This window comes from Deinococcus phoenicis, assembly GCF_000599865.1.
Taxonomy (GTDB): Bacteria; Deinococcota; Deinococci; order Deinococcales; family Deinococcaceae; genus Deinococcus; species Deinococcus phoenicis.
This window is the reverse complement of the sequence record NZ_JHAC01000012.1, coordinates 17697-41074: the sequence shown is the minus strand read 5'-3', so window position 1 is coordinate 41074 and position 23378 is coordinate 17697. Positions and strand designations below refer to the sequence as shown.

Annotated in this window: 26 protein-coding genes; 11 read left to right on the top strand and 15 right to left on the bottom strand. The window is 69.9% G+C overall.

The window, feature by feature from the left end; all coding sequences use genetic code 11:
• The first annotated feature begins 33 nt into the window (after positions 1 to 33).
• The 3 genes from DEIPH_RS04400 (at position 34) to DEIPH_RS04390 (ending at position 3008) form a co-directional block, all read left to right on the top strand.
• Positions 34 to 1305 (top strand): DUF1800 domain-containing protein, encoded by a 1272-nt coding sequence (locus DEIPH_RS04400; RefSeq protein ID WP_034354458.1) that lies wholly within the window; start codon positions 34 to 36, stop codon positions 1303 to 1305.
• Between the two features lie 69 nt (positions 1306 to 1374).
• Entirely contained in the window at positions 1375 to 2559 is a 1185-nt protein-coding gene (locus DEIPH_RS04395) for a DUF1501 domain-containing protein (RefSeq protein WP_034354455.1), read from the top strand.
• The gene (locus tag DEIPH_RS04390) at positions 2556 to 3008 is read left to right on the top strand and encodes a hypothetical protein (protein ID WP_235183171.1); all 453 of its coding nucleotides are present in this window, start codon (positions 2556 to 2558) and stop codon (positions 3006 to 3008) included. The genes DEIPH_RS04395 and DEIPH_RS04390 overlap by 4 nt, the downstream gene beginning before the upstream one ends.
• Before the next feature lie 72 nt (positions 3009 to 3080).
• On the opposite strand, the gene DEIPH_RS04385 is transcribed toward DEIPH_RS04390, so the two are convergent.
• The 5 genes from DEIPH_RS04385 to DEIPH_RS21010 form a co-directional block, all read right to left on the bottom strand.
• Positions 3081 to 3284, bottom strand: a complete 204-nt coding sequence (locus DEIPH_RS04385; RefSeq protein WP_034354452.1) for a hypothetical protein — start codon at positions 3282 to 3284, stop codon at positions 3081 to 3083.
• A 63-nt stretch (positions 3285 to 3347) separates the two neighbouring features.
• Positions 3348 to 4238, bottom strand: a complete 891-nt coding sequence (locus DEIPH_RS04380; RefSeq protein WP_034354449.1) for a GNAT family N-acetyltransferase — start codon at positions 4236 to 4238, stop codon at positions 3348 to 3350.
• Positions 4235 to 5143 carry a GNAT family N-acetyltransferase gene (locus DEIPH_RS04375; RefSeq protein ID WP_034354447.1) on the bottom strand — a complete coding sequence of 303 codons (909 nt, stop codon included), beginning with the start codon at positions 5141 to 5143 and terminating at the stop codon, positions 4235 to 4237. The genes DEIPH_RS04380 and DEIPH_RS04375 overlap by 4 nt, the downstream gene beginning before the upstream one ends.
• A gap of 515 nt (positions 5144 to 5658) precedes the next feature.
• Positions 5659 to 6018: an IS1 family transposase gene (locus DEIPH_RS20935; RefSeq protein WP_034354443.1), complete on the bottom strand. Its 360-nt coding sequence runs from the start codon at positions 6016 to 6018 to the stop codon at positions 5659 to 5661.
• 257 nt (positions 6019 to 6275) lie between these two features.
• Positions 6276 to 6380 (bottom strand): IS1/IS1595 family N-terminal zinc-binding domain-containing protein, encoded by a 105-nt coding sequence (locus tag DEIPH_RS21010; RefSeq protein WP_456072957.1) that lies wholly within the window; start codon positions 6378 to 6380, stop codon positions 6276 to 6278.
• Positions 6381 to 6530: 150 nt separating this feature from the next.
• On the opposite strand from DEIPH_RS21010, the gene bshB1 reads away from it, so the two are divergent.
• Positions 6531 to 7250: a bacillithiol biosynthesis deacetylase BshB1 gene (gene bshB1 / locus DEIPH_RS04365; protein ID WP_034354440.1), complete on the top strand. Its 720-nt coding sequence runs from the start codon at positions 6531 to 6533 to the stop codon at positions 7248 to 7250.
• A 9-nt stretch (positions 7251 to 7259) separates the two neighbouring features.
• Here bshB1 and DEIPH_RS04360 read toward each other — a convergent pair whose 3' ends face one another.
• Together DEIPH_RS04360 and DEIPH_RS04355 are read right to left on the bottom strand one after the other, a co-directional pair.
• Entirely contained in the window at positions 7260 to 8432 is a 1173-nt protein-coding gene (locus tag DEIPH_RS04360; RefSeq protein ID WP_034354439.1) for an MFS transporter, read from the bottom strand.
• Positions 8433 to 8463: 31 nt separating this feature from the next.
• A complete protein-coding gene (locus tag DEIPH_RS04355) occupies positions 8464 to 9075 on the bottom strand; it encodes a cyclodeaminase/cyclohydrolase family protein (protein ID WP_034354438.1) in 612 nt (203 codons plus the stop codon).
• Positions 9076 to 9147: 72 nt separating this feature from the next.
• On the opposite strand from DEIPH_RS04355, the gene DEIPH_RS04350 reads away from it, so the two are divergent.
• Together DEIPH_RS04350 and DEIPH_RS04345 are read left to right on the top strand one after the other, a co-directional pair.
• Positions 9148 to 10539 carry a 3' terminal RNA ribose 2'-O-methyltransferase Hen1 gene (locus DEIPH_RS04350; RefSeq protein ID WP_034354435.1) on the top strand — a complete coding sequence of 464 codons (1392 nt, stop codon included), beginning with the start codon at positions 9148 to 9150 and terminating at the stop codon, positions 10537 to 10539.
• Complete coding sequence (locus DEIPH_RS04345) at positions 10536 to 13067, top strand: polynucleotide kinase-phosphatase (RefSeq protein WP_034354434.1); 2532 nt, start codon at positions 10536 to 10538, stop codon at positions 13065 to 13067. Before DEIPH_RS04350 ends, DEIPH_RS04345 begins: the two co-directional genes overlap by 4 nt.
• Before the next feature lie 64 nt (positions 13068 to 13131).
• Here the strand turns inward: DEIPH_RS04345 and DEIPH_RS04340 are convergent, their stop codons facing one another.
• Positions 13132 to 13701, bottom strand: a complete 570-nt coding sequence (locus DEIPH_RS04340; RefSeq protein WP_034354430.1) for a hypothetical protein — start codon at positions 13699 to 13701, stop codon at positions 13132 to 13134.
• 166 nt (positions 13702 to 13867) lie between these two features.
• Between DEIPH_RS04340 and DEIPH_RS04335 the strand changes: the two genes are divergently transcribed.
• Both DEIPH_RS04335 and DEIPH_RS04330 read left to right on the top strand, forming a co-directional pair.
• On the top strand, positions 13868 to 14842 hold the full coding sequence (locus DEIPH_RS04335; RefSeq protein ID WP_034354428.1) for an alpha/beta hydrolase family protein: 975 nt from the start codon (positions 13868 to 13870) through the stop codon (positions 14840 to 14842).
• Positions 14843 to 14882: 40 nt separating this feature from the next.
• Entirely contained in the window at positions 14883 to 15941 is a 1059-nt protein-coding gene (locus tag DEIPH_RS04330; protein WP_034354425.1) for an alpha/beta hydrolase family protein, read from the top strand.
• A gap of 48 nt (positions 15942 to 15989) precedes the next feature.
• On the opposite strand, the gene DEIPH_RS04325 is transcribed toward DEIPH_RS04330, so the two are convergent.
• Entirely contained in the window at positions 15990 to 16517 is a 528-nt protein-coding gene (locus DEIPH_RS04325) for a hypothetical protein (protein ID WP_034354622.1), read from the bottom strand.
• A 124-nt stretch (positions 16518 to 16641) separates the two neighbouring features.
• Positions 16642 to 17796, bottom strand: coding sequence for a tetratricopeptide repeat protein (locus tag DEIPH_RS04320; protein WP_034354422.1), 1155 nt, complete (start codon positions 17794 to 17796; stop codon positions 16642 to 16644).
• Between the two features lie 187 nt (positions 17797 to 17983).
• Here DEIPH_RS04320 and def point away from each other — a divergent pair, with 187 nt between their 5' ends.
• Genes def through DEIPH_RS04305 form a run of 3 tightly spaced genes read left to right on the top strand, consistent with a single transcriptional unit; the run spans position 17984 to position 20218 of the window.
• The gene (gene def / locus DEIPH_RS04315; RefSeq protein WP_034354419.1) at positions 17984 to 18634 is read left to right on the top strand and encodes a peptide deformylase; all 651 of its coding nucleotides are present in this window, start codon (positions 17984 to 17986) and stop codon (positions 18632 to 18634) included.
• Between the two features lie 2 nt (positions 18635 to 18636).
• Positions 18637 to 19587 carry a methionyl-tRNA formyltransferase gene (fmt, locus tag DEIPH_RS04310; protein WP_407636495.1) on the top strand — a complete coding sequence of 317 codons (951 nt, stop codon included), beginning with the start codon at positions 18637 to 18639 and terminating at the stop codon, positions 19585 to 19587.
• Between the two features lie 16 nt (positions 19588 to 19603).
• Positions 19604 to 20218 (top strand): hypothetical protein, encoded by a 615-nt coding sequence (locus DEIPH_RS04305; protein WP_034354414.1) that lies wholly within the window; start codon positions 19604 to 19606, stop codon positions 20216 to 20218.
• Positions 20219 to 20221: 3 nt separating this feature from the next.
• On the opposite strand, the gene DEIPH_RS04300 is transcribed toward DEIPH_RS04305, so the two are convergent.
• The 5 genes from DEIPH_RS04300 to DEIPH_RS04280 form a co-directional block, all read right to left on the bottom strand.
• Positions 20222 to 20896, bottom strand: coding sequence for an endonuclease III domain-containing protein (locus DEIPH_RS04300; protein ID WP_081790778.1), 675 nt, complete (start codon positions 20894 to 20896; stop codon positions 20222 to 20224).
• A 58-nt stretch (positions 20897 to 20954) separates the two neighbouring features.
• Complete coding sequence (locus tag DEIPH_RS04295) at positions 20955 to 21152, bottom strand: hypothetical protein (RefSeq protein WP_034354407.1); 198 nt, start codon at positions 21150 to 21152, stop codon at positions 20955 to 20957.
• 183 nt (positions 21153 to 21335) lie between these two features.
• Entirely contained in the window at positions 21336 to 21857 is a 522-nt protein-coding gene (locus DEIPH_RS04290) for a macro domain-containing protein (protein WP_034354404.1), read from the bottom strand.
• A 39-nt stretch (positions 21858 to 21896) separates the two neighbouring features.
• Entirely contained in the window at positions 21897 to 22625 is a 729-nt protein-coding gene (gmk, locus tag DEIPH_RS04285) for a guanylate kinase (RefSeq protein ID WP_034354402.1), read from the bottom strand.
• A 222-nt stretch (positions 22626 to 22847) separates the two neighbouring features.
• Positions 22848 to 23303 (bottom strand): hypothetical protein, encoded by a 456-nt coding sequence (locus DEIPH_RS04280; protein ID WP_034354400.1) that lies wholly within the window; start codon positions 23301 to 23303, stop codon positions 22848 to 22850.
• Positions 23304 to 23378: the final 75 nt, after the last annotated feature.

Sequence of the window (23378 nt, the reverse complement as noted above, 5' to 3'; positions counted from 1 at the left end):
TGCCCATGCCCCTCACCCCTTTCCGGAGAAGCCATGTCCCTGACCCCCTACGCCCCCAAACTCACGCCCGAGGACGCCGCGCACCTGCTGAGGCGCACCTCCTTCGGGGCCAGCGACGCGCAGATTCGTGCGCTGGCCGGTAAGGACGCCCGCGAGGCAGCCCGCGGCCTGCTGAACTTCACGGACGCGCGCGCCCCCGGCAACCCCTTCGACCCCATGCAGGGCGCGACGCCCGGCGCGGGCATCCAGCTCACGCGCGGTGCGTGGCTCTTTGAGATGATGTACGGCCCGCACCCGCTGCGCGAGAAACTGGCGCTGACTTGGAGCAACCATTTCGTCATCGGCACCGACAAGGTGCGGAACATGCCCATGCTGGCCGCCTACCTGAACCTGCTGCGGCGGCACGCGGCGACCCCCGACTTTGCCCGCTTCGCGCTGGAGATGGCGCAGTCGCCCGCCATGCTGCGCTACCTCGACAACGACCAGAACCGCAAGGGCAAGCCCAACGAGAACTTCAGCCGCGAGTTGCTGGAACTGTTCACGACCGGCATCGGCCACTACACCGAAGACGACGTGCGCGAGGGCGCGAGGGCGCTGACCGGCTGGACCTTCGAGGGCGGGCGCGGCAACCAGAAGTACCTGGAGGAACCCCGCTTCGTTTTCCGGGCGGGCCAGCACGACGCGGGCCGCAAGACGTACCTGGGTAAAACCGGCGACCTCAGCGGCGAGGACGTGGTGCGCCTGGCTGCCACCCACCCGCAAACCGCCGTGTTCGTCTCGCGCAAGCTGCACCGCGCCTTCGTGCGCGACACTCCCGACGAACGCGCGGTGGCCGCCAGCGCCGAGACGTTCCGTCGCACGAACGGCAACATTCGCGCCGTGCTGGAGGAACTGCTGTCCAGCGCCACCTTCTACGCCCCCGAGAACCGCGCGGCCATCATCCGCAGCCCGGTGGAATTCATCGTGGGCGCGGTGAGGACGCTGGGGCAGCCGAAGCTGGAAGCCAAGCAACTCCTCAACCTCGCCCAGACGGCCGGAAAGATGGGGCAACTGCTCCTCCAGCCCGACACCGTGAAGGGCTGGGACGGCGGGCGCGAATGGATCAACGACTCGACCCTGCTGACGCGGATGCAGGTCGCGGCGGCCCTGACCCTGGGCGGCCAAGCGCCCAAGCTGGAGGAGCAGCCCACGCCCCTGGCCCTGCTGGGCACCGAACGCAGCCTCCTGCGCGCCGCCCTGGACGGCCTGGCCCCCAAGCAGCGCACGTACCTGACGCTCATCAGCCCGGAATTTCAGCTCGCTTGACGGGCGTGAGGAGCAAAACTCTTCCCTTTCCTCATGCCTGACCCCTCAACCCCTCCCCCGAGGTCCCCCATGTCCCCAACCCGCCGTGAATTCCTCAAATACTCCGCCCTGGCCGTCGCCGCGACGAGCGGGATGCCCGGCTTTCTGGCGCGGGCCGCGACGCAGGCGGCCGGGTCAGGCAACACCAAAACGCTGGTCGTGATTCAACTGACCGGCGGCAACGACGGCCTCAACACCCTGATTCCGTACTCCAACGGGGCGTACTACGCCGCGCGGCCCAACATCGCCATTCCGAAAAAGGACGTGCTGACTCTCACGCCGGACCTGGGGATGCACCCGGCCCTGAAGCCCCTGATGGGCCTGTGGGACGGCGGGCACCTCGCCTGGATGGAGAACGTGGGCTATCCCAACCCCAACCGCAGCCACTTCGCCAGCATGGCGATCTGGCACACCGCCGACCCCACGCAGGCGCAGGCGGAGGGCTGGATCGGGCGCATCGCGGAGAAGATTGGCGACCCCTTCTGCGCCTCCAACCTGGGCGGCACCACGCCGCAGGCCCTGCGCGCCGCCGACTTCAGCCTGCCCAGCATCGACGGGGTGGACAACTTTCAGGTCAAGCTCCCGGCGGGGCTGGACGCCGCCTTCGGGACCATGCTGAACACGCCGCGCGCGGGTGAGGCGGCCTACCTCCAGCAGGCCACGCGGCAGATGCTGACCAACACCCGGCGGGTGCAGCAGAACGTCGGCAAGTACCGCACGGGGGCCACCTACCCGGAAGGCAAGTTCGCCGCCCAGCTCCGGGACGCCGCGCGCCTGATCGCCGCCGGGACGGGCCAGCGGGTGCTGTACGTCACGCTGGGCAACTTCGACACCCACGCCGGGCAACGCGCCGAGCAGGACGGGTTGCTGGGGCAACTCGCCTCGGGGCTGGCCGCCTTCCAGGCCGACCTGGAGGCGCAGGGCCTAGCCGACCGCGTGCTGGTGATGGGCTTTTCGGAGTTCGGGCGGCGGGTGGCCGAGAACGCCAGCGCGGGCACCGACCACGGCCAGGGCAGCGTGATGTTTGCGCTGGGGCGCGGCGTGAAGGGCGGCGTGCATGGGAGCAGTCCCGATCTGGAAAACCTCTCGCTGGGCGACATCCGGTACAAGCAGGACTTCCGGGGCGTGTACGCCGGGGCGCTGTCGCGCTGGCTGGGGCTGGACGCGCGGGGCATCCTGGGCGGCGACTTCGGCGGGCCGGGGTGGGTCGCGTGACCGGAAAGCAGGTGCGGGTGCTGGGTGCGGCGCTGGCGGGGCTGGTCCTCCTCACGGCCCCCGCCACCCTCGCCATGCCCCGCTACCGCCTGATTGCCGCCCACCAGCTCGGCTACGACCGGGACGACCCGCTGTGGGAACTCTCGCGCACGGTCATGCCCTGCACCACCTGCCACCTGCGGCCCCAGGGCGGACAGGGCTGGAATGCCTTCGGCGATAGCCTGCGCGCGGGCTTCCGCGCCGAGCCGGGCGCGAAGTTTGCCGATGTCCTCTACTCGGTTCTGAAGGCCGACGCGGACGCCGACGGCGACGGCTACCCCGACGCCCTGGAGTTCTACGCGCGGACCCTCCCTGGCGACCCCCAGAGCCACCCCGCGAAGCCTGTAGCCCAGCTTCAGGCCGAGTTCGAGAAGGCAGGCGGGATGGCGCAGTACGCGCCGAAGAAGTAGGTATCTGCCCCCACCCCGGCAAGCAAAAACCCCCGCCGGGGCGGGGGCATGTATTGATAGGGGAAATAGCCTTCAGGCGGCGAGTTCGGCCTGAATCACCTGGAGGCGGCGCCCGCCCGCCAGTTGCTGCACGATGGTATGCCGCAGCGCGTTCGCATTCTCCAGGCCCAGGTCCTGGACCAGCCGGACAAAGTCGATGCGCTCGTAGGGGCGCTCCGCCTCGGCCTGGGCGTAGAAGAAGTAGGAAACCAACTCCTCGAATGTCAGCGGGGACATGGCCTTAATATACTCTTTATCTCTGAACGTTTCCTGACAGAGCGGGGCTGCGGGGGACGCCTCTCAGAGCGTTCTTTCCCAGGTCACCCACATGGGTTCAGGGACGTAGCCGAGCAGGGTATTCACGCGCAGCATCGGCAGATTCAGCACCGTGCCGCCGGTTCCAGCCCGCGTGAAGCCCGCCGCCCTGGCCCAGCCCAGCGCGTGAGCCTTGAGCGCGGTGGCCACCCCCTGCCCCCGGTGGGCGCGGGCGGTGACAGTCTGCTCGCTCTCGACCTCCTGCCCCCGCAACTTCAGCCGGGTGCTGGCGACGAGTTCGCTGCGGTAACGCATCACGAAGGCGGCTTCCTCGCGCTGCACGCCCGTCCGCAGGTCCCCGGGGCTGAGGGGGTCGGGCGTGGTCGTGGGGTTGCGGGAGGCGTCCTGCACCCCCAGGGTGTAGAGCGCGTGCAGGGCGGCCCAGTCCGCCTGCGGTGCGGCGGTGCTCAGGCGTTCCGGCTCATACCCAGCGAGGTAGAGGCGTTCTTCCAGCCGCGCGAAGGGCGCAGGGTCAAAGCGCGTCAGGTCGAGGTGCGCGCCCCAGGACTGCCAGGCGTTGCGAAAGCCCGCCACGTGAAAAAAGTGCATCGTCTCGGGCCAGTCCTCGCGCGTCACGCCGAGCAGGCGGCGGTATCCGGCAGGCAGGCGGGTCAGCAGGGCGAGATAAAGCGGGGTGAAGGCAGCCGGGTCGCCAGCCAGGTCGAGCCGCAGCGTGTCCGGCACAGCGGGGCCGAAGGGCGACAGGGACGCGGTAGCCACCACCTCTACCCCACGCTCCGCGACGAGGCGCACGCGGGCCGGGTCATCCAGAACGCGGAAATGTTCCGGCGTATAGGTCCACTGCCTCCGTACCCCGGCCGTCACCAGGCGGGCAACAGCGGGCGCGTCGGCAGCCCGGAAGGGACGGACGTTCATGCCTCCCGCTCGAAGGCGATCCAGTCGGGTTCGATGTTGGCCCCCAGGCGGCGCAGCACACCCAGGTAGGCTGCGTCCCGCGCGCTGCCGGCCGCGTTCAGAAAGCCCAGCCCCTGCTCCCCCAGTTGCCGTGCGACCCGCGCCAGCAGCGCCGTTGCTATGCCCCAGCGGCGGTGCTCCGGGTGGACCATCAGCACGGCATTCCAGGCGTCCAGGCGCGACTGCTCCGGCAGGGCCAGACCCACGACCTCTCCCGCCTGTCGGGCCAGAAAGGCGGCGTCCCAGAGGGCGTCCTCCTCCGGCAGCGTGTGGGCGGCGGGGGGAATGGTGGGCGGCGCGCTCACCTGGTCGGCGCGGGTGCGGGTGTACAGGGCGGTCAGGCGTGGATCGCCCTGGTACGGCGCGGCGGGTTCCAATGTATAGCCCCGCGCGCCCAGGCCCGCCTCCAGCCGGGACGTGTCGGCCGACCAGCCCTTCAGGTGAAAGCCCCCGCCGAAGGTGCGGTGAACCTCGCGGAAGCCCAGGGCGGGGAGGTCAGGCCAGGTGGGGAGGTAATCCTCGCGGACACTGGTCCACAGCCGGGCACGTCCAGCAGCGCGGGCCTGCGCGGCCAGATGCGCCAACAGCGCGGTCGCCGTGCCGTCCTCGCGGTGATCGGGGTGCAGATGCAGACCCACCCAGGCGTGCGCCGGGTGAACGTCAGGAAGCTGGGAAGTCCCCAGGCCGACCGGCTGACCATCCCTCCCGGCCATGACGTAAGCCCCGGGGCTGCGGGCGAACGCCGCCGCCAGCTGCCCTCCCGCCTTGTGGAAGTGGGGTTCCTGTGTGCTGTTGTGCAGCAGCGCGGCGAGTGGGGCGTCGGCAGCAGTGGCCGGCTGCACGGTGAGAGGGAGAGAAACAGACATACCGGCATGGTGCGTGAAGCAGGGGAACGGACGCGAATCGGAGCTTTAGGCCATTTGGCCTAAACGTGTATATGCGTCCACCTGTTCGGCCCTCACTCCGGCCCCGGCCGCTTCGGGAGAATGCACGCCGACTCATACTCAGGTCACATTCACATACCCGATTGACAGGATTACGCTCATGCCGTATTCTGGTGTTACCGGAATGGGAGCGTCGTGGTACGCTCGTCCACCTGACCGGCGGGACCCAGCAGTGGACCCAACCTTAGATTCAGTCAGTGCCCCCGCCGAAAGAAGGTGGGGGCACGTGCTTTGCGCACAGGCTTCGGCCTCTGGCAGAGGGATTAAGGGTGAACCGGTAGCCGTAGACGCGGCAGAGCTACCGCTGCCTCCCGGTATGGGCATGACCGTTTTTGATGGTGTAAACGCCACCGCAGGCTGGGCAATCAGGACCGTTCATACTTCATTGAACGCCCCTCATACCTCGAAATCCACCAACTCAGAGTGGGTCGTGGCTTTTAGGGTAATGACAGGTTGTAGCGGTGGAGGAAGAGCCAAATAAGGGTTTCGAAGTTGACCTGACTGCGGGCGAACGACAGACTTTTGCGCACCAGATGGGCCAATCTCAGCCGGAGGGTGGCGTTGAAGCGTTCGATGTGCTGGGTTCCCCCGAGGCGGTGCAAAGCCCCGAAGACTACACTCCGGTATTCCCGCAAGCCATCGGTGTGACAGACAGCGTCAAGGTAGGGCGTGGGGAGGCTTTGCCAGAGTCCAAAGGCGCCTGGTGCGTCTCGCTGCCCGATGAAGCACCCGACGATCCGTCGGGTGGTCCGGTCCATCGCCAACCAAATCCAGAGCCGCCGGTCCTGACGACCCACGAAGGTGCATCACTCCTCGCACGCCAGCACCAGCGGCGCTGGTGCTGGCGTGCTCAGGCTTTTTTTGCTGGTTCGTCAGCTTGTTGGAAGCTGTGCTGGACGCTCTTCCCCAGCTTCATCAGGTGCAGCCGGAACCAGGAGCGACTCACCCCCGTGACCCGACAAATGCCTCGGTGGGAGATGCGTTCAGTCAGCAAACGGTCCACCAACGCCTCGGTTTCCGCTGAAATCCGGTGTTGTGGAGGGTGGAGGGTGAACTAGTGACCGCAGACCCGGCACAGGTAGCGCTGCCTCCCAGTATGGGCATGGCCGTTTTTGACGGTGGAGACGCCACCGCACGCTGGGCAATCAGGACCGTTCATGCTTCATTGAACGCCCCTCATGCCTCGAAAGCCACCACCTTGCGGGTGCATAATTTGACTTCCCCTGCATTCCACGCTATCCTTTTTGACATCACCGCCTGAAAAGGCGGCTTTTTTATTGCCCCTCCGCACCCGGCTATCCTGCGGGGCATGAGTGGACCCTTTCGCACCGTCTATGGAACCGTGCAGCCTCTCGACTGGCTGTGCCTCGCGCCTCACCCGGACGATGCGGAAATTGGAGCAGGCGGCACGCTGATTCGCCTCGCGCGGGAGGGGCGAACGGTGGGCATCCTGGAACTGTCGCGCGGCGAGCGGGGCACCCAGGGAACGCCGGAGGAGCGCGAGGCCGAGTGCGTGGCGGCAGCGGGCATCCTGGGTCTGGCGTGGCGGGGGCAACTCGGGCTGCCGGACGGAGAACTGGTGGATACACCACGGGGAGCGGCGGCGCTGGCGGCGGCCCTACGTGCCGTGCGGCCACGCGTGCTGGTGGTGCCGCACGACCAGGACCGGCACCCGGACCACTTCGGCAGCTTTCACCTCGCGCGGCGGGCGCTGCACCTCGCGGCGCTGCGCAAAGCCGATCTGGACGGCGAACCCCACCGCGTGTCCCGGGTGCTGCTGTACCAGGGAAACGCCGACATCCGGGCGGACCTGCTGGTGGATGTCGAAAGCGTGCTGCCCGACTGGGAAGCCGCGATTCGTGCCCACACCAGCCAGTTCACCGGCGCGCACGTGTCCGAGACGGTGACGCCCGAGATCGTGGAACGCCGCCGCGCCCGCCTGATGTACTGGGGCACCATGGCGCGCATCCGGTATGCGGAGGCTTTCGGAACCACGGAACCGCTGCTGGTGGACCCCGCCACGCTGTAAGTGCCCCCCTCACTCTGGATGGGGCGCCGCGCGTGAGACGGCCCGGCCCGGCCAGAGGTAGTACGCCTCGGTCAGCAGGAACACCGCCGCGCCCAGCGTGAACACGCCCGCCTGACCGAACCTGGCCCAGGCGAGGCCGCCCAGCAGGGGACCGGCGGCATACCCCAACGCCTCGACGGCCATGACGGTGCCCCAGGCCGCAGCCCGGTGCCCGGCCGGCAGGACGCGGCCCACCAGGCCGTTCCACCCGGCGATAAAGGCGCCGTAGCCCAGGCCCAGCAGCGGCGCGAGCAGCCACAACCGGGCCTCCAGCCCCGGCAGGGCCGCCACCCCAAAGGTCAGGGCCAGCAGCAGCAGCCCCGGCGTCAGGACGCGGCGCGGATGTGTCCGGTCTGCCAACCGGCCTGCGCCCCACAGGCATGCCCCAAAGGCCACCAGCGCCAGCAGCCCCGGCCCCAGCAGGTCCCCCAGCCCCAGCCCCAGCCGCGCGAGCAGCGGATAGAACAGGGTCACCAGCAGGCCCGGCGCGAGCGTCTGCGCGAAGGCGGCGGGCAGCAGCACCGCCACCCGTGCCCAGCCCTGCCAGATGTTCCCCGCAGGCGCGGACACGCCGGGCAAGGGGGACAGGTGCAGCCGCAGCAGGCTGAGGGCCAGCAGCAGGGCCGCGCCCTGTGCCCCGAGCAGCAGGGTCCAGCCGGTTTCGGGCCGGGCCTGGAGCAGCGGCCCGACCCCCAGCACGCCGCCCAGAATCGCGGGGGCCACGCTGAGGCTGGAGACGGCCAGCGCCCGCGCCGCGTACCCGGGCCGGGCCAGCGCCTGCGAGGTACTCATCAGGCCCGGCCACAGCGCCGCGTAGGTCACGCCCCACAGCGCGCAGCCCAGCACGCCCCAGACGGGTGACGGGGCCAGGCGCGTGCCCAGCACGACCAGAAAGCCCAGGCCGCTTCCCAGGGCCAGCACCCGGCCCAGGCCCCAGCGTTCGGTCACCAGACCCACCGGCCCCTTCGCCAGGGCGTCCGCGAGGTAGTGGACCCCGACCATCGCGCCGATGACCGCCGTGCCCAGCCCCAGCCCCGGCCCGGCCACCGGGAGTGCCGACACGAAAAAGCCGCTGCGGACCAGTTCGCTGGTGAGCAGCAACGCCAGCAGGCGCAGCATCACCAGGGGCCGGGTCCAGAGCATCAAGGCCGATTGTACGGGGCGGGTGGGTGTCTCAGCCCGGCAGCCGTTCGCGCGTCCGCCTCAACGTTTCCGCCGCCAGGTGCCGGCCCCGGGCCTCCAGGCTGTCCCGTTCGGCCTTCAGCGTCTCCTGCTCTCCTGGCGCCATGTGCGGCAGGTTGATCTCTACCGTCAGGAGCGCGGCGTGCAGGGCACCTTCCAGAATCGCGGCCCCCGCGCCCACGTCGCTCGTGACTTCGGCGTGGACCTGCGGGACGAGTAGCCCGGTGAGGCCCAGCACCTCCACCGCAGTCCGGGCCAGGTGGAGCGGCACCTGTATCGCCGCCCGGCCCGCCTGGTTCAGCGCCGCAGCCCGCTCCTCGCCTTCGGGCAGACGGGTCGCCTGGACGTAGGCCTGGAACGCCCGCACGTCCTCGTCGGCCAGCGCCTGAAGCCGCCCACGCAGGCCGGTCAGGGCAGAAAGGAGAGGCCGCAGCGCCTCTGCCGCCGCCCCGTTCTTCCTCAGGGTGATGTTCAGCGCCATCTCCAGCAGCGCCGTGCCGAAAGCCCCTGTCAGCGCCGCCGTGGAGCCGCCGCCGGGCGTCGGGGCACCGCTCGCCGCCGTCTGGAGAAGTTCCTGGGCCGGACGTTGCCACAGCGAGGCCATGCCCGCACTCTACCCTCCTGCGCCATCCTGCCGACGTGCGCGGCGGCCCGCAGCGCTACCCTGCCGGGCAGGATGCTCCTCACGCTGACCACCACGCCCCACCCCGACCGGCCCTTTCCGGCGACCGACCTGGGTTTCCTGCTGCACAAGCACCCGGACCGCGTGCTGGAACGTGAGCTGCCGTTCGGGCGCGCGACCGTCTTCTATCCCCAGGCCACCCCCGAGGTCTGCACGGCGGCCCTGCTGCTGGAGGTGGACCCGGTGGCCCTCTCGCGCACCACCCGCCCCGGCGAGGGTGCCCCGCTGGAACCCTACGTGAACGACCGGCCCTACGCGGCGGGCAGCTTCCTGGCGGTGGCCCTGCGCGACGCCTTCGGCACGGCGATGACCGGGCGCAGCCAGGAGCGGCAGGCGCTGGCCGACACGCCCCTGCCCCTGGTGGCGGAATTGCCCTGCGTCGCCGCACGTGGCCCCGCTGGCCTCCCCGAGCGGCTGTTCGGCCCCCTCGGGTACGCGGTGGAGACGGGGCCGATTCCCCTCGACCCGCTGTTTCCCGAGTGGGGCGAGCGGCCCTATGTGCGCCTGCGCGTGTCGGGGACGGTGCGGCTGTGCGACCTGCTGGCGCACCTGTACGTGCTGCTCCCCGTGCTGGACGGCCGGAAGCACTATTACCTGAACGAGGCCGAGGTGGAAAAGCTGCTGCGGCACGGCGCGGGCTGGCTGGACACCCACCCGGAACGTGATCTGATCGTGGGGCGGTTCCTGCGGTTCCGCGAACTGGTGCGTCAGGCCGAGGCCACCTTCACGCCCGAAGCGTCAGAAGAGGAGGCCCCGCGCGACCCCCACCCCCGCCTGCACGACGCCCGCCTGGACCGCGTGGCCGAGGTCTTGAAGGCCAGCGGCTCGGCCCGCGTGCTGGACCTGGGCTGCGGCGAGGGCAAGTTGCTGCGCCGCCTGGTGGAGGTGCCCAGCTTTCGCGAACTCGTCGGCGTGGACGTGAGCGCCCGCGCGCTGGAGCTGGCTGCCGACCGGCTGCGCCTGAAGGAACGTCCCGAACTGGAGGGGCGGGTGCGCCTGCTGCACGGGAGCCTCGCTTACCGTGACTCACGCTTGCGCGGCTTCGATGCCGCCGCCCTGGTCGAAGTCATCGAGCACCTCGAACCGCACCGCCTGGACGCCCTGACCGCGAACGTCTTCGGTGACGCCCGCCCCCGCACGGTGGTCATCACCACCCCCAACCGCGAGTACAACGCGGTCTTTGCGGAGAAGAACAGGGGCGAGGCCGCCGGAATGCGCCACGCCGACCACCGCTTCGAGTGGACGCGGGCCGAGTTCCGCGCCTGGGCCGGGGCCGCCGCGAGCGAGTCCGGCTACGCGGTGCGGTTCGAGGACGTGGGGGACGTGCACGCCGAATATGGGCCGGTGACGCAGATGGCGGTCTTTACGCGGGGGGAGGAAGCATGACCGAAATCAGGCTCCCCGAACTCGCCCTCGTCGCCCTGGTCGGCGCGTCGTCGGCGGGCAAGAGCACCTTCGCCGCGCGGCACTTCGAGCCGACCGAGGTGCTGAGCAGCGACTTTTTCCGCGCCCTGGTCAGTGACGACGAAAGCAGCCTGGAGGCGACCGGGGACGCCTTCGACAGCCTGTTTTTCGTGGCCGGAAAGCGGCTGGCGCGCGGGCGGCTGACGGTGGTGGACGCGACCAGCGTGCGCCCCGACGACCGGCGGCGGCTGGTGGACCTCGCGCGCCAGCATGACGTGTTGCCCGTCGCCATCGTGCTGGACCTGCCCCGCGCCGTGCTGGAGGCCCGCCACGCCGCCCGTCCCGACCGCGACTTCCGCCCCGACGTGATCGGACGGCAGGTCAGCGAACTGCGCCGCACCCTCCGCGGGTTGCAGAAGGAAGGCTTCCGCCACGTCTGGGTGTTACGGTCCGGGGAGGCGGTGGACGCGGCGCAGGTGTCGCGCGTGCCGCTGTACACCAACCGCCAGGAACTGAGCGGCCCCTTCGACTTCATCGGGGACGTTCACGGGTGCCTGCCGGAGCTGCGCGACCTGCTGGCAAAACTCGGTTACACGCTGGGGGAGGGCCACGCCACGCCCCCGCCGGGCCGCACCGCCGTCTTCGTGGGTGATCTGGTGGACCGGGGGCCGGACAGCGCGGGTACCTTGCGGCTGGTGATGAACATGATCCGCTCGGGCGCGGCCCTCTGCGTGCCCGGCAACCACGACGAGAAGCTGAAGCGCGCGCTGGACGGCAAGGCGGTCAAGGCGCTCCACGGTTTAGATGGGACGCTGGCGCAGCTGGAGGAGGCGGGACCGGAGTTCCGGGCGGAGGTGCGGGCCTTTCTGGCCGGGCTGGTGAGCCACCTCGTGCTGGATGGGGGGCGGGTGGTGGTCGCCCACGCGGGCTTGCCCGAGCGGTACCAGGGCCGCGCGTCGGGCCGGGTGCGGAGTTTCGCGCTGTACGGCGACGTGGACGGCAGTCAGGACGAACGGGGCCTGCCGGTTCGCCGCGACTGGGCCGCCGATTACCGGGGGCAGGCTTACGTGGTGTACGGCCACACGCCGGTCGCGCAGCCGCACTGGGTGAACCGCACGCTGAACATCGACACCGGCTGCGCGTTTGGCGGTGCCCTCACCGCGCTGCGTTACCCGGAAATGGAACTGGTCAGCGTCCCCGCCCACGCCCAGTACGCCGTCCCCGCCCGGCCCCTCGCGCCCGCCGGGCCGGAGCCGGATGGGGAGGGGCTGGACCTCGCCGCCTTCTTGAAGGGGGGCCGCATCGAAACGCGCACCTTCGGCGGCATCCTGGTGAAGGAGGGCGAGCGGGCAGCCGCAATCGAAACCTTCTCGCGCTTCGGCGTGGACCCGCGCTGGGCCGTGTACCTCCCGCCGACGATGAGTCCGGTGGAAACCAGCAGTCGTGCAGGCTTTCTGGAACACCCGGCGGAAGCCTTCGCGTACTTCCGGGGGCAGGGGCTGTCTCAGGTGGTGTGCGAGGAGAAGCATATGGGGTCGCGCGCCGTGCTGGTCCTGGCACGGGATGAGGCGGCGGCCCGCACCCGCTTCGGGGTTCCAGAAGGGGCAGGGTCCATCTTCACGCGCACCGGGCGGCCCTTCTTCCAGCCGGACTGGGAGGCGGACGTGCTGACCCGTGCCCGCGCCGCCGTGACCACAGCGGGCCTGTGGGAGACGCTGGACACGGGCTGGCTGGTGCTGGACGCCGAGATTCTGCCCTGGAGCCTGAAGGCCGGAGAACTGATCCGGGGGCAGTACGCGGCAGTCGGGGCGGCGGGGAATGCGGCCCTGCCCGCCAGTGTGACCGCGCTGGAAGCCGCCGCCGCGCGTGGGGTGGACGTGGCGGGCCTGCTGGACCGCACCCGCGAACGCGCCCAGGACCTCCGCGCCTACAGGGATGCCTACCGCGCCTACGTGCACCGGGTGGAGGGGCCGCACGACGTTCAAATCCGCCCCTTCCACCTCCTCGCCTCCGAGGGCCAGGTTCACACGGAGCGCGACCACCTCTGGCACCTGGAGACGCTGGGGCGACTCGCGGACGCCGACCCGCTGCTGTTTGGCCGCACCGCGTACCGCCTCGTCACGCTGGGGCCTGTATCTGGGGGAATGGGCGCGAGCGAGGCCGAGGCGGCCGCGTGGTGGGAGGCGCTGACCGCCGCCGGTGGGGAAGGCATGGTCGTGAAGCCGCTCGCCTTCCTCGACCCCGACCGGCGCAGCCTGCAACCCGCCGTGAAGGTGCGGGGCCGCGAGTACCTGCGGATCATCTACGGCCCGGAGTACACCCGCCCGGAGAACCTCGCCCGGCTGCGTACCCGCGCCCTGGGGGCCAAACGTGCCCGTGCCCTGCGTGAGTTTCACCTGGGACTGGAAGCCCTCGCGCGCTTTGTGGACCACGCCGGAACCGCCCGCGTCCACGAGAGCGTGCTGGGCGTGCTGGCGCTGGAAAGCGACCCGGTAGACGCGCGGCTGTGAGGGAACAACGGCAACAGGCGGGCTGAAGCCCTGTGCAGCTTCAGCCCGCCTGTGCGCGCGGGGTTTACAGCCCGGCGTCACCGTTCACGAACTGGCCGCCGTGACGGCGCACGGCCTCCTCCAGCACGTCCTGCGGCACGTTGTCGTCCACGGCGACGGCGCGGCCACCCTCGTTCAGGCTGGCCTGCATCCGGTCGTAGTGGGTGTCTTCCACCTCAGAGCTGGAGGTGGTGCGGGTCATGCCGTCACCAGTCTCGTCCACGCCCGCCGCGCCGCCGATACCGCCGACCGCCGCGCCCACGCCGCTGCCCAGGGCGGTCATGCCCAGGATGACCGGCAGCGCCAGGCCGCCCGTCGCCACGGTGGCCGCCGTGCCGATGATGCCCGCCGCCGCACCGGTCAGCGCGCCCGCCACGGTGCCCTTGACGGCCCCAGCCCCGGCGTCTTCCGCCGTGCCGCCGCCCAGGTCACCCGCGTACTCGGTGGTCGTGGTGGTCGTCTGGGTGGTGGTCGCCGGGGCCGCACGGCGGTTCAGGTGCAGGGTGCCCACCTCGGGCTGGACGGCCCCCTGCTGCTGGAGGTCGGCAATGAAGGCGTCGGCCGCGGCCACCGTGGGAAACAGAATGTGTCGCATGGGTCACACTGTCCCGAATCCGCCTCCTCGCCAGATGAGGAGACGGGCAAGGTGGATTTGAAAGCCGGGGGGGTGGGCCGGGGGAGCCTGGCCCAACCGGGAGAGGCCGGCCCACATGGTGGGGGGGCATCCCTTGTGTGGGCGGCCCGCCCACTAGCCTGGGCAGATGAAGTCCCGCGCGCTGCTGCTCCCGGTTCTGCTGCTCGCCTCCTCCCCGGCGCAAACCCAGTCGGCGGCGGCCCTGGCAGCGGTGGACGCCGCGCAGATGAGCATTCCCGCCGCCCGCGAGAAGGCCTACCCCGGCAGCAAACTCACGGTCGTGCGGACCCTCAGTCCCGGCGCGAACTATTCGCGGCAGGTCGTCAGCTACCTGTCCGACGGCCTGAAGATCGATGCGCTGCTGACCGTGCCGAACGGCACGCCGCCGCAGGGCGGCTGGCCGGCCATCGTCTTCAACCACGGCTACATCCCGCCCAACGTGTACCGCACCACCGAACGCTACGTCGCCTACCAGGATGCCTTTGCGCGCGCGGGCTTCGTGACCCTCAAGAGCGACTACCGGGGCCACGGGAGCAGCCAGGGTGAGGCGCTGGGCGGCTACTACGCGCCCGGCTACACGACGGACGTGATGAACGCGCTGGCGAGTCTGAAAAAAGACCCCCGCGTGAACGCCGCGCGCATCGGCATGTGGGGGCATTCGATGGGCGGCTTCCTGACCCTGCGCGCCCTGGTGATCGACCCCGGCATCAAGGCGGCGGTGATCTGGGCGGGCGTGGTCGGGGACTACGACCAGATGATGAACGGCTGGCCGCACAAGGCCCCCGCTTCCATCCCCCAGCGCGTCCTGAACCTGCGCAAGAAGGCGGTGGAGAAATACGGCACGCCCGCCCGCAACCCCAGCTTCTGGAACAAACTCAGCGCCAACAGCTACCTGGGGGACCTGCGCGCGCCCATTCAGCTCCACATCGGCACCGCCGACGAGGACGTTCCCGTCAGCTTCCACGAGTCGCTCTCCCGGCAGCTCAAGGCCCTGGGCAAGCCCGTGCAGAGCTACGTCTACCCCGGCGACAACCACAACCTCAGCCGCAATCTGAACACGGCCCTGGCGAGGAGCGTGGCGTTTTTCAAGGCGCGGCTGTGAGGGGGGCGGCCAGCAGCCCGGGGGCCGTGGGCGACCCCGCATGAGGCGGCTCCTCCAGCTCGTGCTGCTTCTGCTGGTGGCGGGGGGAGCCTACCTCGCCGTCACGCCGCCGGAGAACCTGCCTTTCCGGGTGCCCTGGCAGCCTACCCAGCCCGCCCCGACTGGGGAAAGGCGTGCTCCCACGCCCAGCACCACCCTCCCCACCACCCCACCGGGCGAGGTGACGGACGCGGCGCTTCAGGCGTTCGTGGCGCGGCAGCCCATCAGCATCCAGGCGCTGCGAGCGCGGGCGTACCCCGGCAGCCGGCTGACGGTCGTGCGGACCCTCAGTCCCGGTGTGAACTACACACGGCAGGTCGTGAGCTACCTGTCCGACGGGCTGAAGATCAATGCGCTGCTGACGGTCCCGAACGGCATACCGCCGCAGGGCGGCTGGCCCGCCATCGTCTTCAACCACGGCTACATCCCACCGGACGAGTACCGCACGACGGAGCGGTATGTGGCCTATCAGGACGCCTTCGCGCGGGCGGACTTCGTCACGCTCAAGAGTGACTACCGGGGCCACGGCGACTCGGAAGGCGAGGCGCGGGGCGGGTACGACGACCCCGGCTACACGGTGGACGTGCTGAACGCCGCCGCCAGCCTGAAACAAGACACGCGCGTGAACGCCAGCCGCCTGGGTCTGTGGGGGCACAGCATGGGCGGGCAACTGAGTCTGCGGGCCATGCTGGTGGACCCGGACCTCAAGGCCGCCTCTCTCTGGGCGGGTGTGGTCGCCAGTTACGACGTGCTGGCGACCGACTGGAACCGCGCGCCGGGCGAGGAGAAACGCGTGCTGGACCCCCTCAACCGCCAGTCTCTGCGGGCGCTGAGTCCGAATGCGTCTCTTGAGGACCTGAACGGGCGGCCCATCCAGCTTCACCACGGCACCGCCGACCGGGACGTGCCCTACAGCTTCCAGAAGGCGCTGGCAGACGACCTGCGCGCCGCTGGCCAGAGCGTGGAGGCCTACCGCTATGAGGGCGACAACCACAATCTCAGCCGGAACCTGGGGCTGGCGCTGCGGCGGAGCGTGGCGTTTTTCAAGGCGAAGCTGTAGGCCAAAAAAGAACGCCGCCTCACGGGCAGCGTTTCGGGGCGCTGCACTTCAGCGGCTGAGGTCGTACCCCGTGACCTTGCCCGCCGGACTGGGGTTGGTGCTGCTGAGGGGAAAGTTGCGGTTGTAGAGGTTCCAGCCGCGCTCCACGGTCATCGCGGGCGTGACCTCCTCGCCGCTTCCCGGCAGCTTGACGGCGGGAATGTCCCCGCTGAAGGTGCTGTAGATCAGCCACTGGCGGTTGCGCGCGAACCTTTCCCCGACGTTGTAGGTCCCCGTGTTGTTCGTATCGTTGTACACGATGACCTGGTAAGCCCCCGCGACCGCTGGCACGTTCGGCAGGTCAAAGCCGAAGGCCCAGGTCCCGGAGCCGGCGGGCACCACGTTCTGGGGCTGGTTGCCGTCGTTGGTGACCGCGTTCGGAAAGCCGGTGCCGACCAGCGCGAGCCGCAGGTGCGGATTCTCGCCCCAGTCACCGCTGATGGTGCCGCTGAGATCGTAGGCGTCGGGAGCCTTCACCTCACGCGAGCCGCACGCCGCGAGGAGGAGGGGAAGCAGCAGCAGGGGAGTCAGGCGCATGACTCCAGCGTAGGCGTTGAGGCTGACGGGCGGGTGAAGCCGCATGAGGCTGCCCCGGCGGAAAGGAGCCGGGGCGCAGCCGGTTCGCCGCGCCCCTCTTTCAGCCTGTTTCCTGCCCTGGCGCCTACTTGCCCTGCTGTGCCAGCCGCAGGAAATAGGCGCTGCTCTTGTCGCCCGGGTCAAGCTGCACGGCCTGTCCGTAGGCTTCCGCCGCTCCGGCGTAGTTCCTGGCCTCATACCGGACGCGGCCCAGCCACGCCCACGCTTTGGCGTACTGCGGATTCTGACGGGTGGCGTCAAGGAAGCCTGCCTCGGCCACCGCCCTGTCGCCTGCCGTGTACTTCGCGTAGGCGTTGCGGAAGGTCTGCACGGTCTTCAGCCCGTACTGCTGGCCTTCCTGCGCCAGCGCGAGGTTGTAACGGTCACTGGCGGTCGCGCCGGGCAGAGCCGCTGCCCCCTGGTAGGCGGTGAGTGCGGCCTGCGCGTTGCCCAGGTCCAGGGCCAGGCGGCCCGCTTCCCGCCATGCCTCGGCGAAGTTGGGGGCGGTGCGGGCCGCTTCCTGAAAGCCCGCCAGCGCCGCAGCCTTGCGCCCCGCGTCGAGTTCGACGTAAGCCCGGCTGAAGGCGCGGGTCGCGGCGGGACCGTAACGGCCCGCGTTCTGCGCGAGGTTCTGAAAGTACGTCAGGGTCTTGTCGCCGGGCCGGAGTTGCAGGGCGCGGGCGTAGAGGGTCTGGGCCTGCGGGTAGTTTCCGGCTTCCAGGGCCGTGCGGGCGGCCCAGGTCGCGCAGTCCACATTCTGGGCGTCCAGTTCCAGGCAGGACGCGAAGAAGCGCGCGGCCTGATCGGGCTGGTTGCGGGTATAGGCCGCGTAACCCAGGTTGTACTGCACGGCGGCGGCGGCCCGGGCCTCGGCACTGCCCGCTGCGGTCGGCACGGCGCGGAAATACGCCGCCCAGGCGAGTTCCGCCTGGCGCCAGAACCCGACTTCGGTGTAGATCTGCGCGCGCAGTTTCAGGAAGTCCGCGTTGCCCGGGGCCAGTTGCACGGCCTGTTCGGCGGCGTCGGCGGCCTGCTTCCACAGCACCTGATCGATGCTGGCGCTCCCCCGGGGGTAGGTGCGGCGGGCCTGCTCGGCCAGGTCACGGGCCTGGGCGGCGGCCTGTTCCGCCGTCTGCTGCGGCGCGGTCACCTGAGGCGCGGTCGTCGGTGGCGTCGTCTGTGCGGTGGCGAGGCTGCCCAGCAGGGCGGCGGTCAGGATCAGGGCGGAACGGGTCAGCATGAGTCCTCCTCTATCGTCCGACCCTAGGGGGGCACGGTGGGGGCCGCGTGAGAACAAGGATCGGGAAACCCTCACCTGGGGCTGGCCCCACGATCAGCTCTGCCCGGCAGCTCTGTCCGGCAGTTCTGCCCGGTGGAAGGTGGGCCGCTGCCTGCGCCGCGGGGCGGGCCTCTGGTAAAACGGTGGCATTGTGAAGGCTCCCCGCGTGTATCCCATCCGCCTGTACGGCGATCCCGTGTTGCGCCGCAAGGCCAGGCCCGTGCAGCCGACCGACACCCTGACCGTGCCCGGCTTCTCTCCCCAGAGCGTGCGCGAGGTCGCCGATACCCTGCTGGAAACGATGTTCGAGGCGCGCGGCGTCGGCCTGGCGGCCCCGCAGGTGGGGCTGCCGGTGCGGATGTTCGTGGCCGTCGAGTACGAGGATGACGAGGAGGAAAACGAGGGCGGGGACGCGCCGCTGCGGTCACGCGTGCTGCGCGACTTTGTGATGCTCAATCCGGTCATCAGCGTCACCGACAAGAAAAAGGACCGCTCCTACCAGGAGGGTTGCCTCAGCATCCCCGGCATCTACGAGGAAGGCGTGCCCCGCGCGCGGGCCGTGCAGGTCCGGTACACCGATCTGGACGGGCAGCAGCGCACGCTGGAGGAGGGCGATTACCTCGCGCGCGTCTTTCAACACGAGGTGGACCATCTCGACGGCGTGTTCTTCCTCGACCGCCTGCCCCCGGAAGTCACCGAGGATCACCGCCGGGAGCTGGCCCGGATGCAGCGTCAGGCCAAGGCGTACCTGAACGACCTGGCGGGGGCCGAGAAGTTGCGGCGGGAGCAGGAAGCTTGAGCGTGCCCGGCGCGCCGCGCGTGGCCTTTTTCGGCTCGCCCGCCTTCGCGCTGCCTGTCCTAGAGGCCATTCGCGAACGCTTCGGGGTCGTGCTGGTCGTCGCGCAGCCCGACAAGCCGGTGGGGCGGGGCCTGAAGCTCACGCCGCCGCCCGTCGCGGCCCGCGCGGCAGAGTGGGGGCTGCCCCTCGCGCAACCGGGGAAACTGCGGGGCAATGCGGCCTTTGAGGCGCAACTGCGGGAAAGCGGCGCAGATGTGGCCGTGACCTGCGCCTACGGCAAGATTCTTCCCGCCTCGCTGCTGGCCGTGCCGCCCCACGGCTTCCTGAACACGCACACCAGCCTGCTGCCCGCCTACCGGGGGGCGGCCCCGATCCAGTGGGCGCTGATCCGGGGCGAGGCGGTCACCGGGACGACCGTCATGCAGACGGACGTGGGCATGGACACCGGGCCGGTCCTGCTGCAAGAGGCGCTGCCCGTTGCGCCGGAGTGGACGAGTGTGGAACTGGCCGACGCCCTGAGCGCCCAGGCCGCGCGGCTGATCGTGGAAGCCCTGGCGAACCTGCCCGCCCTGACGCCCACACCGCAGGACGAGCGAAGGGCCACCCACGCCCCGATGCTGACCAAGGAGGACGGCTTCGTGCGCTGGCAGGAGAGCGCGCGGGCGGTCGTGAACCGTTACCGGGGCGTGGCGGCCTGGCCGCAGACGACCGCCTTTCTGGGGGGCATCCGCCTCAAGCTGGGCGGCCTGAGCGCGGGAGAGGGCCGGGGCCAGCCCGGCGAGGTGCTGCGGGTGGACGGGGAGGGGCTGACTGTCGCCTGTGGTGAGGGCGCGGTCCGGATCCAGACGGTGCAGCCGGAAGCCCGCAAGGCGCAGGCCGCGCAGGTCTGGGCGCAGGGCGCGGGGATCACGCCGGGCACCCGCTTCGACCCCTGGGAACCGCCCTCCGCCTGAGGACGTATCCGGGTCCGTGAACCCCGCCTTCCCGTTGACCCTCGAATTCAAGTTCAGCCTCCTGACCGAACTGCGCGTGACCGACGCGAACGGGACGCTGATCGGGATCGTCAAGGAAAAGTTCTTCAGCATCCGCGACGAGGTGCGGGTCTACGCCGACGAGGCCCGCCAGGTGCAGACGCACGCGATCCGCGCGCAGGGCCTTATGGCGGGGGCGCTCGACTGGCGTGCCCGTCGCCTGATTCGCCGGACGGACGGTTCGGAGGTCGGCGCGCTCCAGGCCCAGGGCCTCCGCACACTGTGGGGCGCGAGCTACGAGCTACTCGGCCCGGACGGCCACCCCGAGTTCACCATCCGCGACGACCACCCCTGGATGAGTGTGGTGGAAGGCGTGATCGGCGCGGTGCCCTTTGTCGGCGACCTCATCGCGGTGGGCTTCGATTACCTGGTGAATCCCACCTACACGGTCACCGACGCCGCCGGGCAACCCGCGTTGCGCGTCCGCAAGCGCCGCAGCTTCTTCTCTCGCCGCTTCGTGGTAGAGGAGCTGCGCCCGGTCCGCCCCGAGGAGGCGGAACTGGTCACGCTGGGCCTGGTACAACTGGTGCTGCGCGAGCGGGAGCGGGGCTGAGGTTCAGGGCTTCGCCGGTTTCTCGCTGAAACTCGGCACGTGGTTCCCGTACAGCGCAAAGGCGTCGCAGCGTTCGCGCAGCACGCAGGCGGGACACTTCGGGCGCGCCCAGGTGCAGACCTTCTGCCCGTGCCGCAGCAGGTTGATATGCAGTTCGTATAGCAGGGGTGGGTCGGGCGGCAGCAGCTTCAGCAGCGCCCGGTGGGCCGCCTGCTCGCCCATCCGCGGGATCACACCGACGCGCGTGGTGACCCGGTGGACGTGGGTGTCCACCGGAAAGACCGGACGCGCGTAATTGAACAGCAGCACCAGCGAGGCGGTCTTGACGCCCACGCCCGGCAGATCGGTGAGCCACTTCAGCGCGTCCTTGACCGGCAGGTCCGCCAGGAAATCCAGATCGTACCCGCCACGCTGCTCGCGGATGGCCCGCAGGGTGGCCTGGATGCGCGGGGCCTTGCTCTCCGGGTAGTTGCTGCGCCGGATCGCGTGGGCGATCTGCTCGGTCGGGGCCTGGATAATCGCGTCCCAGTCGCCCAGTTCGCGCAGCTCGTGATAGGCCGCTTCCTCATCCTGGTGGGTCGTGCGCTGCGAAAGGATCGTGCTGATGAGTTCGTGCATCGGCTCACGGCGGGGCACCAGGGGACGCTCGCCATATTCGGTGTGGAGCTGCCCGAACATCCAGCCGAGCAGTTCAGCCCGCTCCGGCTCGGGGCGGGCTGCGTTCAGATCCAGCCGTTCAGTCACGGGTGGTCGTGGGCAGGTCGGCGCCCGGTCCCGGCACCTCGTCGCGGCCTCCCTCGGCGGGCTGGTCTTTGGCGGCGGGGTCCTCGTTGGGGGCCTGACCACGGTCTTCCCCGGGAATCGGGTGGCTCTGGCCCTCGGCGGGCGAGGTGTTGGCCGGGTCGTAGCCCTTCTTCTGCGGATCGTCGGTCATGGCCCCAGCCTGCCCTTTCTCCCCGTCACGGCGGGCGAGACGCAGGTGAAGGGGCGTTTAGAGGCGGAGGGGCAATAAAAAAGCCGCCTCTTCAGGCGGTGATGTCAAAAAATATAGCGTGGAATGCAGGGGAAGTCAAATTATGCAGGCGAAAACAACAGGGGAAGAACTCCTCCCCTCCCCTCATCCCGCTTGCAGGGCTGCCCAGGCCCGGCGAAAGACGTTCAGGCTGCCGCTGTCGTACAGCACGACGCGGACGGTCAGGTCGGGGTGGGTGGACAGGACCTCGCGAAGGGTCCGCAGGGCGACCGTGGCCGCCTCCTCTTTCGGGTAGCCGTACACTCCCGTACTGATCGCGGGCAGGGCCACCGAGCGGCACCCGTTCTCCACGGCCAGCCTCAGGCTCTCGCGGTAGGCTCCGGCCAGCAGTTCCGCTTCACCGTGGGTGCCGCCGCGCCAGATGGGGCCGACGGCGTGAATGACGAAGCGCACGCCCTGCCCCTCCAGCCGGAACGCCGGGGTGATGACCGCCGTCCCGGTCGGGGTGCCGCCGATTCTGCGGATGGCGCGCAGCAGTTCCGGCCCAGCTGCACGGTGAATCACGCCGTCCACGCCGCCGCCGCCCGCCAGCTCCTTGTTCGCCGCCGTCACGACCGCGCAGGTCCATTCCTGTCCGATGTCTCCCTGCACCAGTTCCAGTGGCATGGCGGCAGCGTACCGCGCCGGGCCAGCGCACGGGGAGCCTCAGCTCTCGACCACGCGGGCCAGGTCCTCCGGGGTCAGGGCCGTACTCCGCACGGTGTCGGCCAGCCGGAGCGCCTCCCGGTCCGCCGCCGTCCACTCGGCTTCCGGGCGCAGGCGGGCATGTTCGGCGCGTTGGACGGCCTGGAGTTCGCCCACGGCGCGGTCCAGATCGTCATTGACCACCACGTAGCGGAAGGCGTGCGCCTGGGTGATCTCGTCACGGGCACGGGCGAGCCGCTTCTCGATGCGTTCGGGCGTCTCGGTCGCGCGGCCCGTCAGGCGGCGGCGCAACTCGGTCAGGCTGGGCGGCATGATGAACACCAGCACCGCTTCCTCGCCCATCCGGCCCTTGACCTGCATGGCTCCCTCGACCTCAATTTCCAGCACCACGTCCTGCCCACGCGCCAGCGCTGCCTCGATGGGCTCGGTGGGCGTGCCGTAGTGGTTCCCCACAAACTGCGCGTGTTCCAGAAAGCCGTCCTGCCGGGCCTTCTCCAGAAAGGCTTCCGGCGTCACGAACACGTAATCCACGCCGTCGCGCTCGCCCTGCCGCGCCTCCCGCGTGGTCCAGGAGGTCGAATAGAACACGTCCTGCCCGGCCAGCCAGCGCTCGCGCAGCGTGCCCTTACCGACGCCCGACGCGCCCGTGATCACGATCAGGAGGCCCCGGCGGGGCCGGGAAGAGGAAGCGGCAGTCTGCGGGGCGGAATCGGGCGAAGCAACCATCATTCCCGATAGCATACGGCCCGGCACCGCAGAAGGCAGAAGGCGGGGCAGGGGACGGCTGACCCGTCTCCCCCGCCCCGCCCTTGAGTGGTCCTCCCGACGCCGCCCGGTTCCCGGCCAGCCCGCCCTGTCGGCAGGCTGGCCGTCTACAACGCTCAACCCGGAACTTGTTCCACTCGCGTCCGTCCAGCCTGAACCCGGAACGCCCTGATTCCCTGTCCCGACTTACTTGCTCTTGGCCTTGGCGCTGCTCCGGGTGCCGCTGCTCTTGGTTCCCCGGGCGCGGCTCTTGCCGAGCGCCTGGCCCTTCTCGTAACTGGCCTGCATCTTCTTGCGCGTCTCCTCGGCCAGCGCCTTGAAGTCCACCAGGCCGGCTTCAATGTTCTCGGCGGTGGGCTTGGGCGTTCCGGTGCGGCGGGACGTGGCCAGTTCCGCATTGGTCTGCTCGAACCACTTCTCGAAGGCGGGCGTGACCTCGAACAGCATTTCCTTGGCATCACGCTGATAGGTGCCTTCCGCACCCCGGCGGCTGAATGCCTTGGGCATCGTGAACCGTTCGGGCAGGTACGTCGCGTCGAACTTGCCTTCGCGCACCGCCTCACGGAACATCTTGACAAAAGCGTCACTGCGCTGCGGATTGCCGAGTTCATGAATCTGTTCGCTGAGCTTCCTGTAAGCCATATTGACTCCTCCGGTAAACGAGTATGAATCCCGCTGGGTCAGTCTGTAAAGGCACCCCCCTTCTTGCTTCCAGTC

What these genes read in the sequence shown, in the direction of transcription:
- DEIPH_RS04380 (WP_034354449.1), bottom strand. Translation starts at nt 4,238, where the DNA reads ATGAACGTCCGTCCCTTCCGGGCTGCCGACGCGCCCGCTGTTGCCCGC.
- DEIPH_RS04350 (WP_034354435.1), top strand. Translation starts at nt 9,148, where the DNA reads ATGCTCCTCACGCTGACCACCACGCCCCACCCCGACCGGCCCTTTCCG.
- DEIPH_RS04385 (WP_034354452.1), bottom strand. Translation starts at nt 3,284, where the DNA reads ATGTCCCCGCTGACATTCGAGGAGTTGGTTTCCTACTTCTTCTACGCC.
- DEIPH_RS21010 (WP_456072957.1), bottom strand. Translation starts at nt 6,380, where the DNA reads ATGAACGGTCCTGATTGCCCAGCGTGCGGTGGCGTCTCCACCGTCAAA.
- DEIPH_RS04345 (WP_034354434.1), top strand. Translation starts at nt 10,536, where the DNA reads ATGACCGAAATCAGGCTCCCCGAACTCGCCCTCGTCGCCCTGGTCGGC.
- DEIPH_RS04280 (WP_034354400.1), bottom strand. Translation starts at nt 23,303, where the DNA reads ATGGCTTACAGGAAGCTCAGCGAACAGATTCATGAACTCGGCAATCCG.
- DEIPH_RS04375 (WP_034354447.1), bottom strand. Translation starts at nt 5,143, where the DNA reads ATGTCTGTTTCTCTCCCTCTCACCGTGCAGCCGGCCACTGCTGCCGAC.
- DEIPH_RS04325 (WP_034354622.1), bottom strand. Translation starts at nt 16,517, where the DNA reads ATGCGCCTGACTCCCCTGCTGCTGCTTCCCCTCCTCCTCGCGGCGTGC.
- DEIPH_RS04290 (WP_034354404.1), bottom strand. Translation starts at nt 21,857, where the DNA reads ATGCCACTGGAACTGGTGCAGGGAGACATCGGACAGGAATGGACCTGC.
- DEIPH_RS04400 (WP_034354458.1), top strand. Translation starts at nt 34, where the DNA reads ATGTCCCTGACCCCCTACGCCCCCAAACTCACGCCCGAGGACGCCGCG.
- DEIPH_RS04340 (WP_034354430.1), bottom strand. Translation starts at nt 13,701, where the DNA reads ATGCGACACATTCTGTTTCCCACGGTGGCCGCGGCCGACGCCTTCATT.
- DEIPH_RS04300 (WP_081790778.1), bottom strand. Translation starts at nt 20,896, where the DNA reads ATGTTCGGGCAGCTCCACACCGAATATGGCGAGCGTCCCCTGGTGCCC.
- DEIPH_RS04330 (WP_034354425.1), top strand. Translation starts at nt 14,883, where the DNA reads ATGAGGCGGCTCCTCCAGCTCGTGCTGCTTCTGCTGGTGGCGGGGGGA.
- DEIPH_RS04355 (WP_034354438.1), bottom strand. Translation starts at nt 9,075, where the DNA reads ATGGCCTCGCTGTGGCAACGTCCGGCCCAGGAACTTCTCCAGACGGCG.
- bshB1 (WP_034354440.1), top strand. Translation starts at nt 6,531, where the DNA reads ATGAGTGGACCCTTTCGCACCGTCTATGGAACCGTGCAGCCTCTCGAC.
- DEIPH_RS04360 (WP_034354439.1), bottom strand. Translation starts at nt 8,432, where the DNA reads ATGCTCTGGACCCGGCCCCTGGTGATGCTGCGCCTGCTGGCGTTGCTG.
- DEIPH_RS04335 (WP_034354428.1), top strand. Translation starts at nt 13,868, where the DNA reads ATGAAGTCCCGCGCGCTGCTGCTCCCGGTTCTGCTGCTCGCCTCCTCC.
- DEIPH_RS04295 (WP_034354407.1), bottom strand. Translation starts at nt 21,152, where the DNA reads ATGACCGACGATCCGCAGAAGAAGGGCTACGACCCGGCCAACACCTCG.
- DEIPH_RS04320 (WP_034354422.1), bottom strand. Translation starts at nt 17,796, where the DNA reads ATGCTGACCCGTTCCGCCCTGATCCTGACCGCCGCCCTGCTGGGCAGC.
- DEIPH_RS04395 (WP_034354455.1), top strand. Translation starts at nt 1,375, where the DNA reads ATGTCCCCAACCCGCCGTGAATTCCTCAAATACTCCGCCCTGGCCGTC.
- gmk (WP_034354402.1), bottom strand. Translation starts at nt 22,625, where the DNA reads ATGATGGTTGCTTCGCCCGATTCCGCCCCGCAGACTGCCGCTTCCTCT.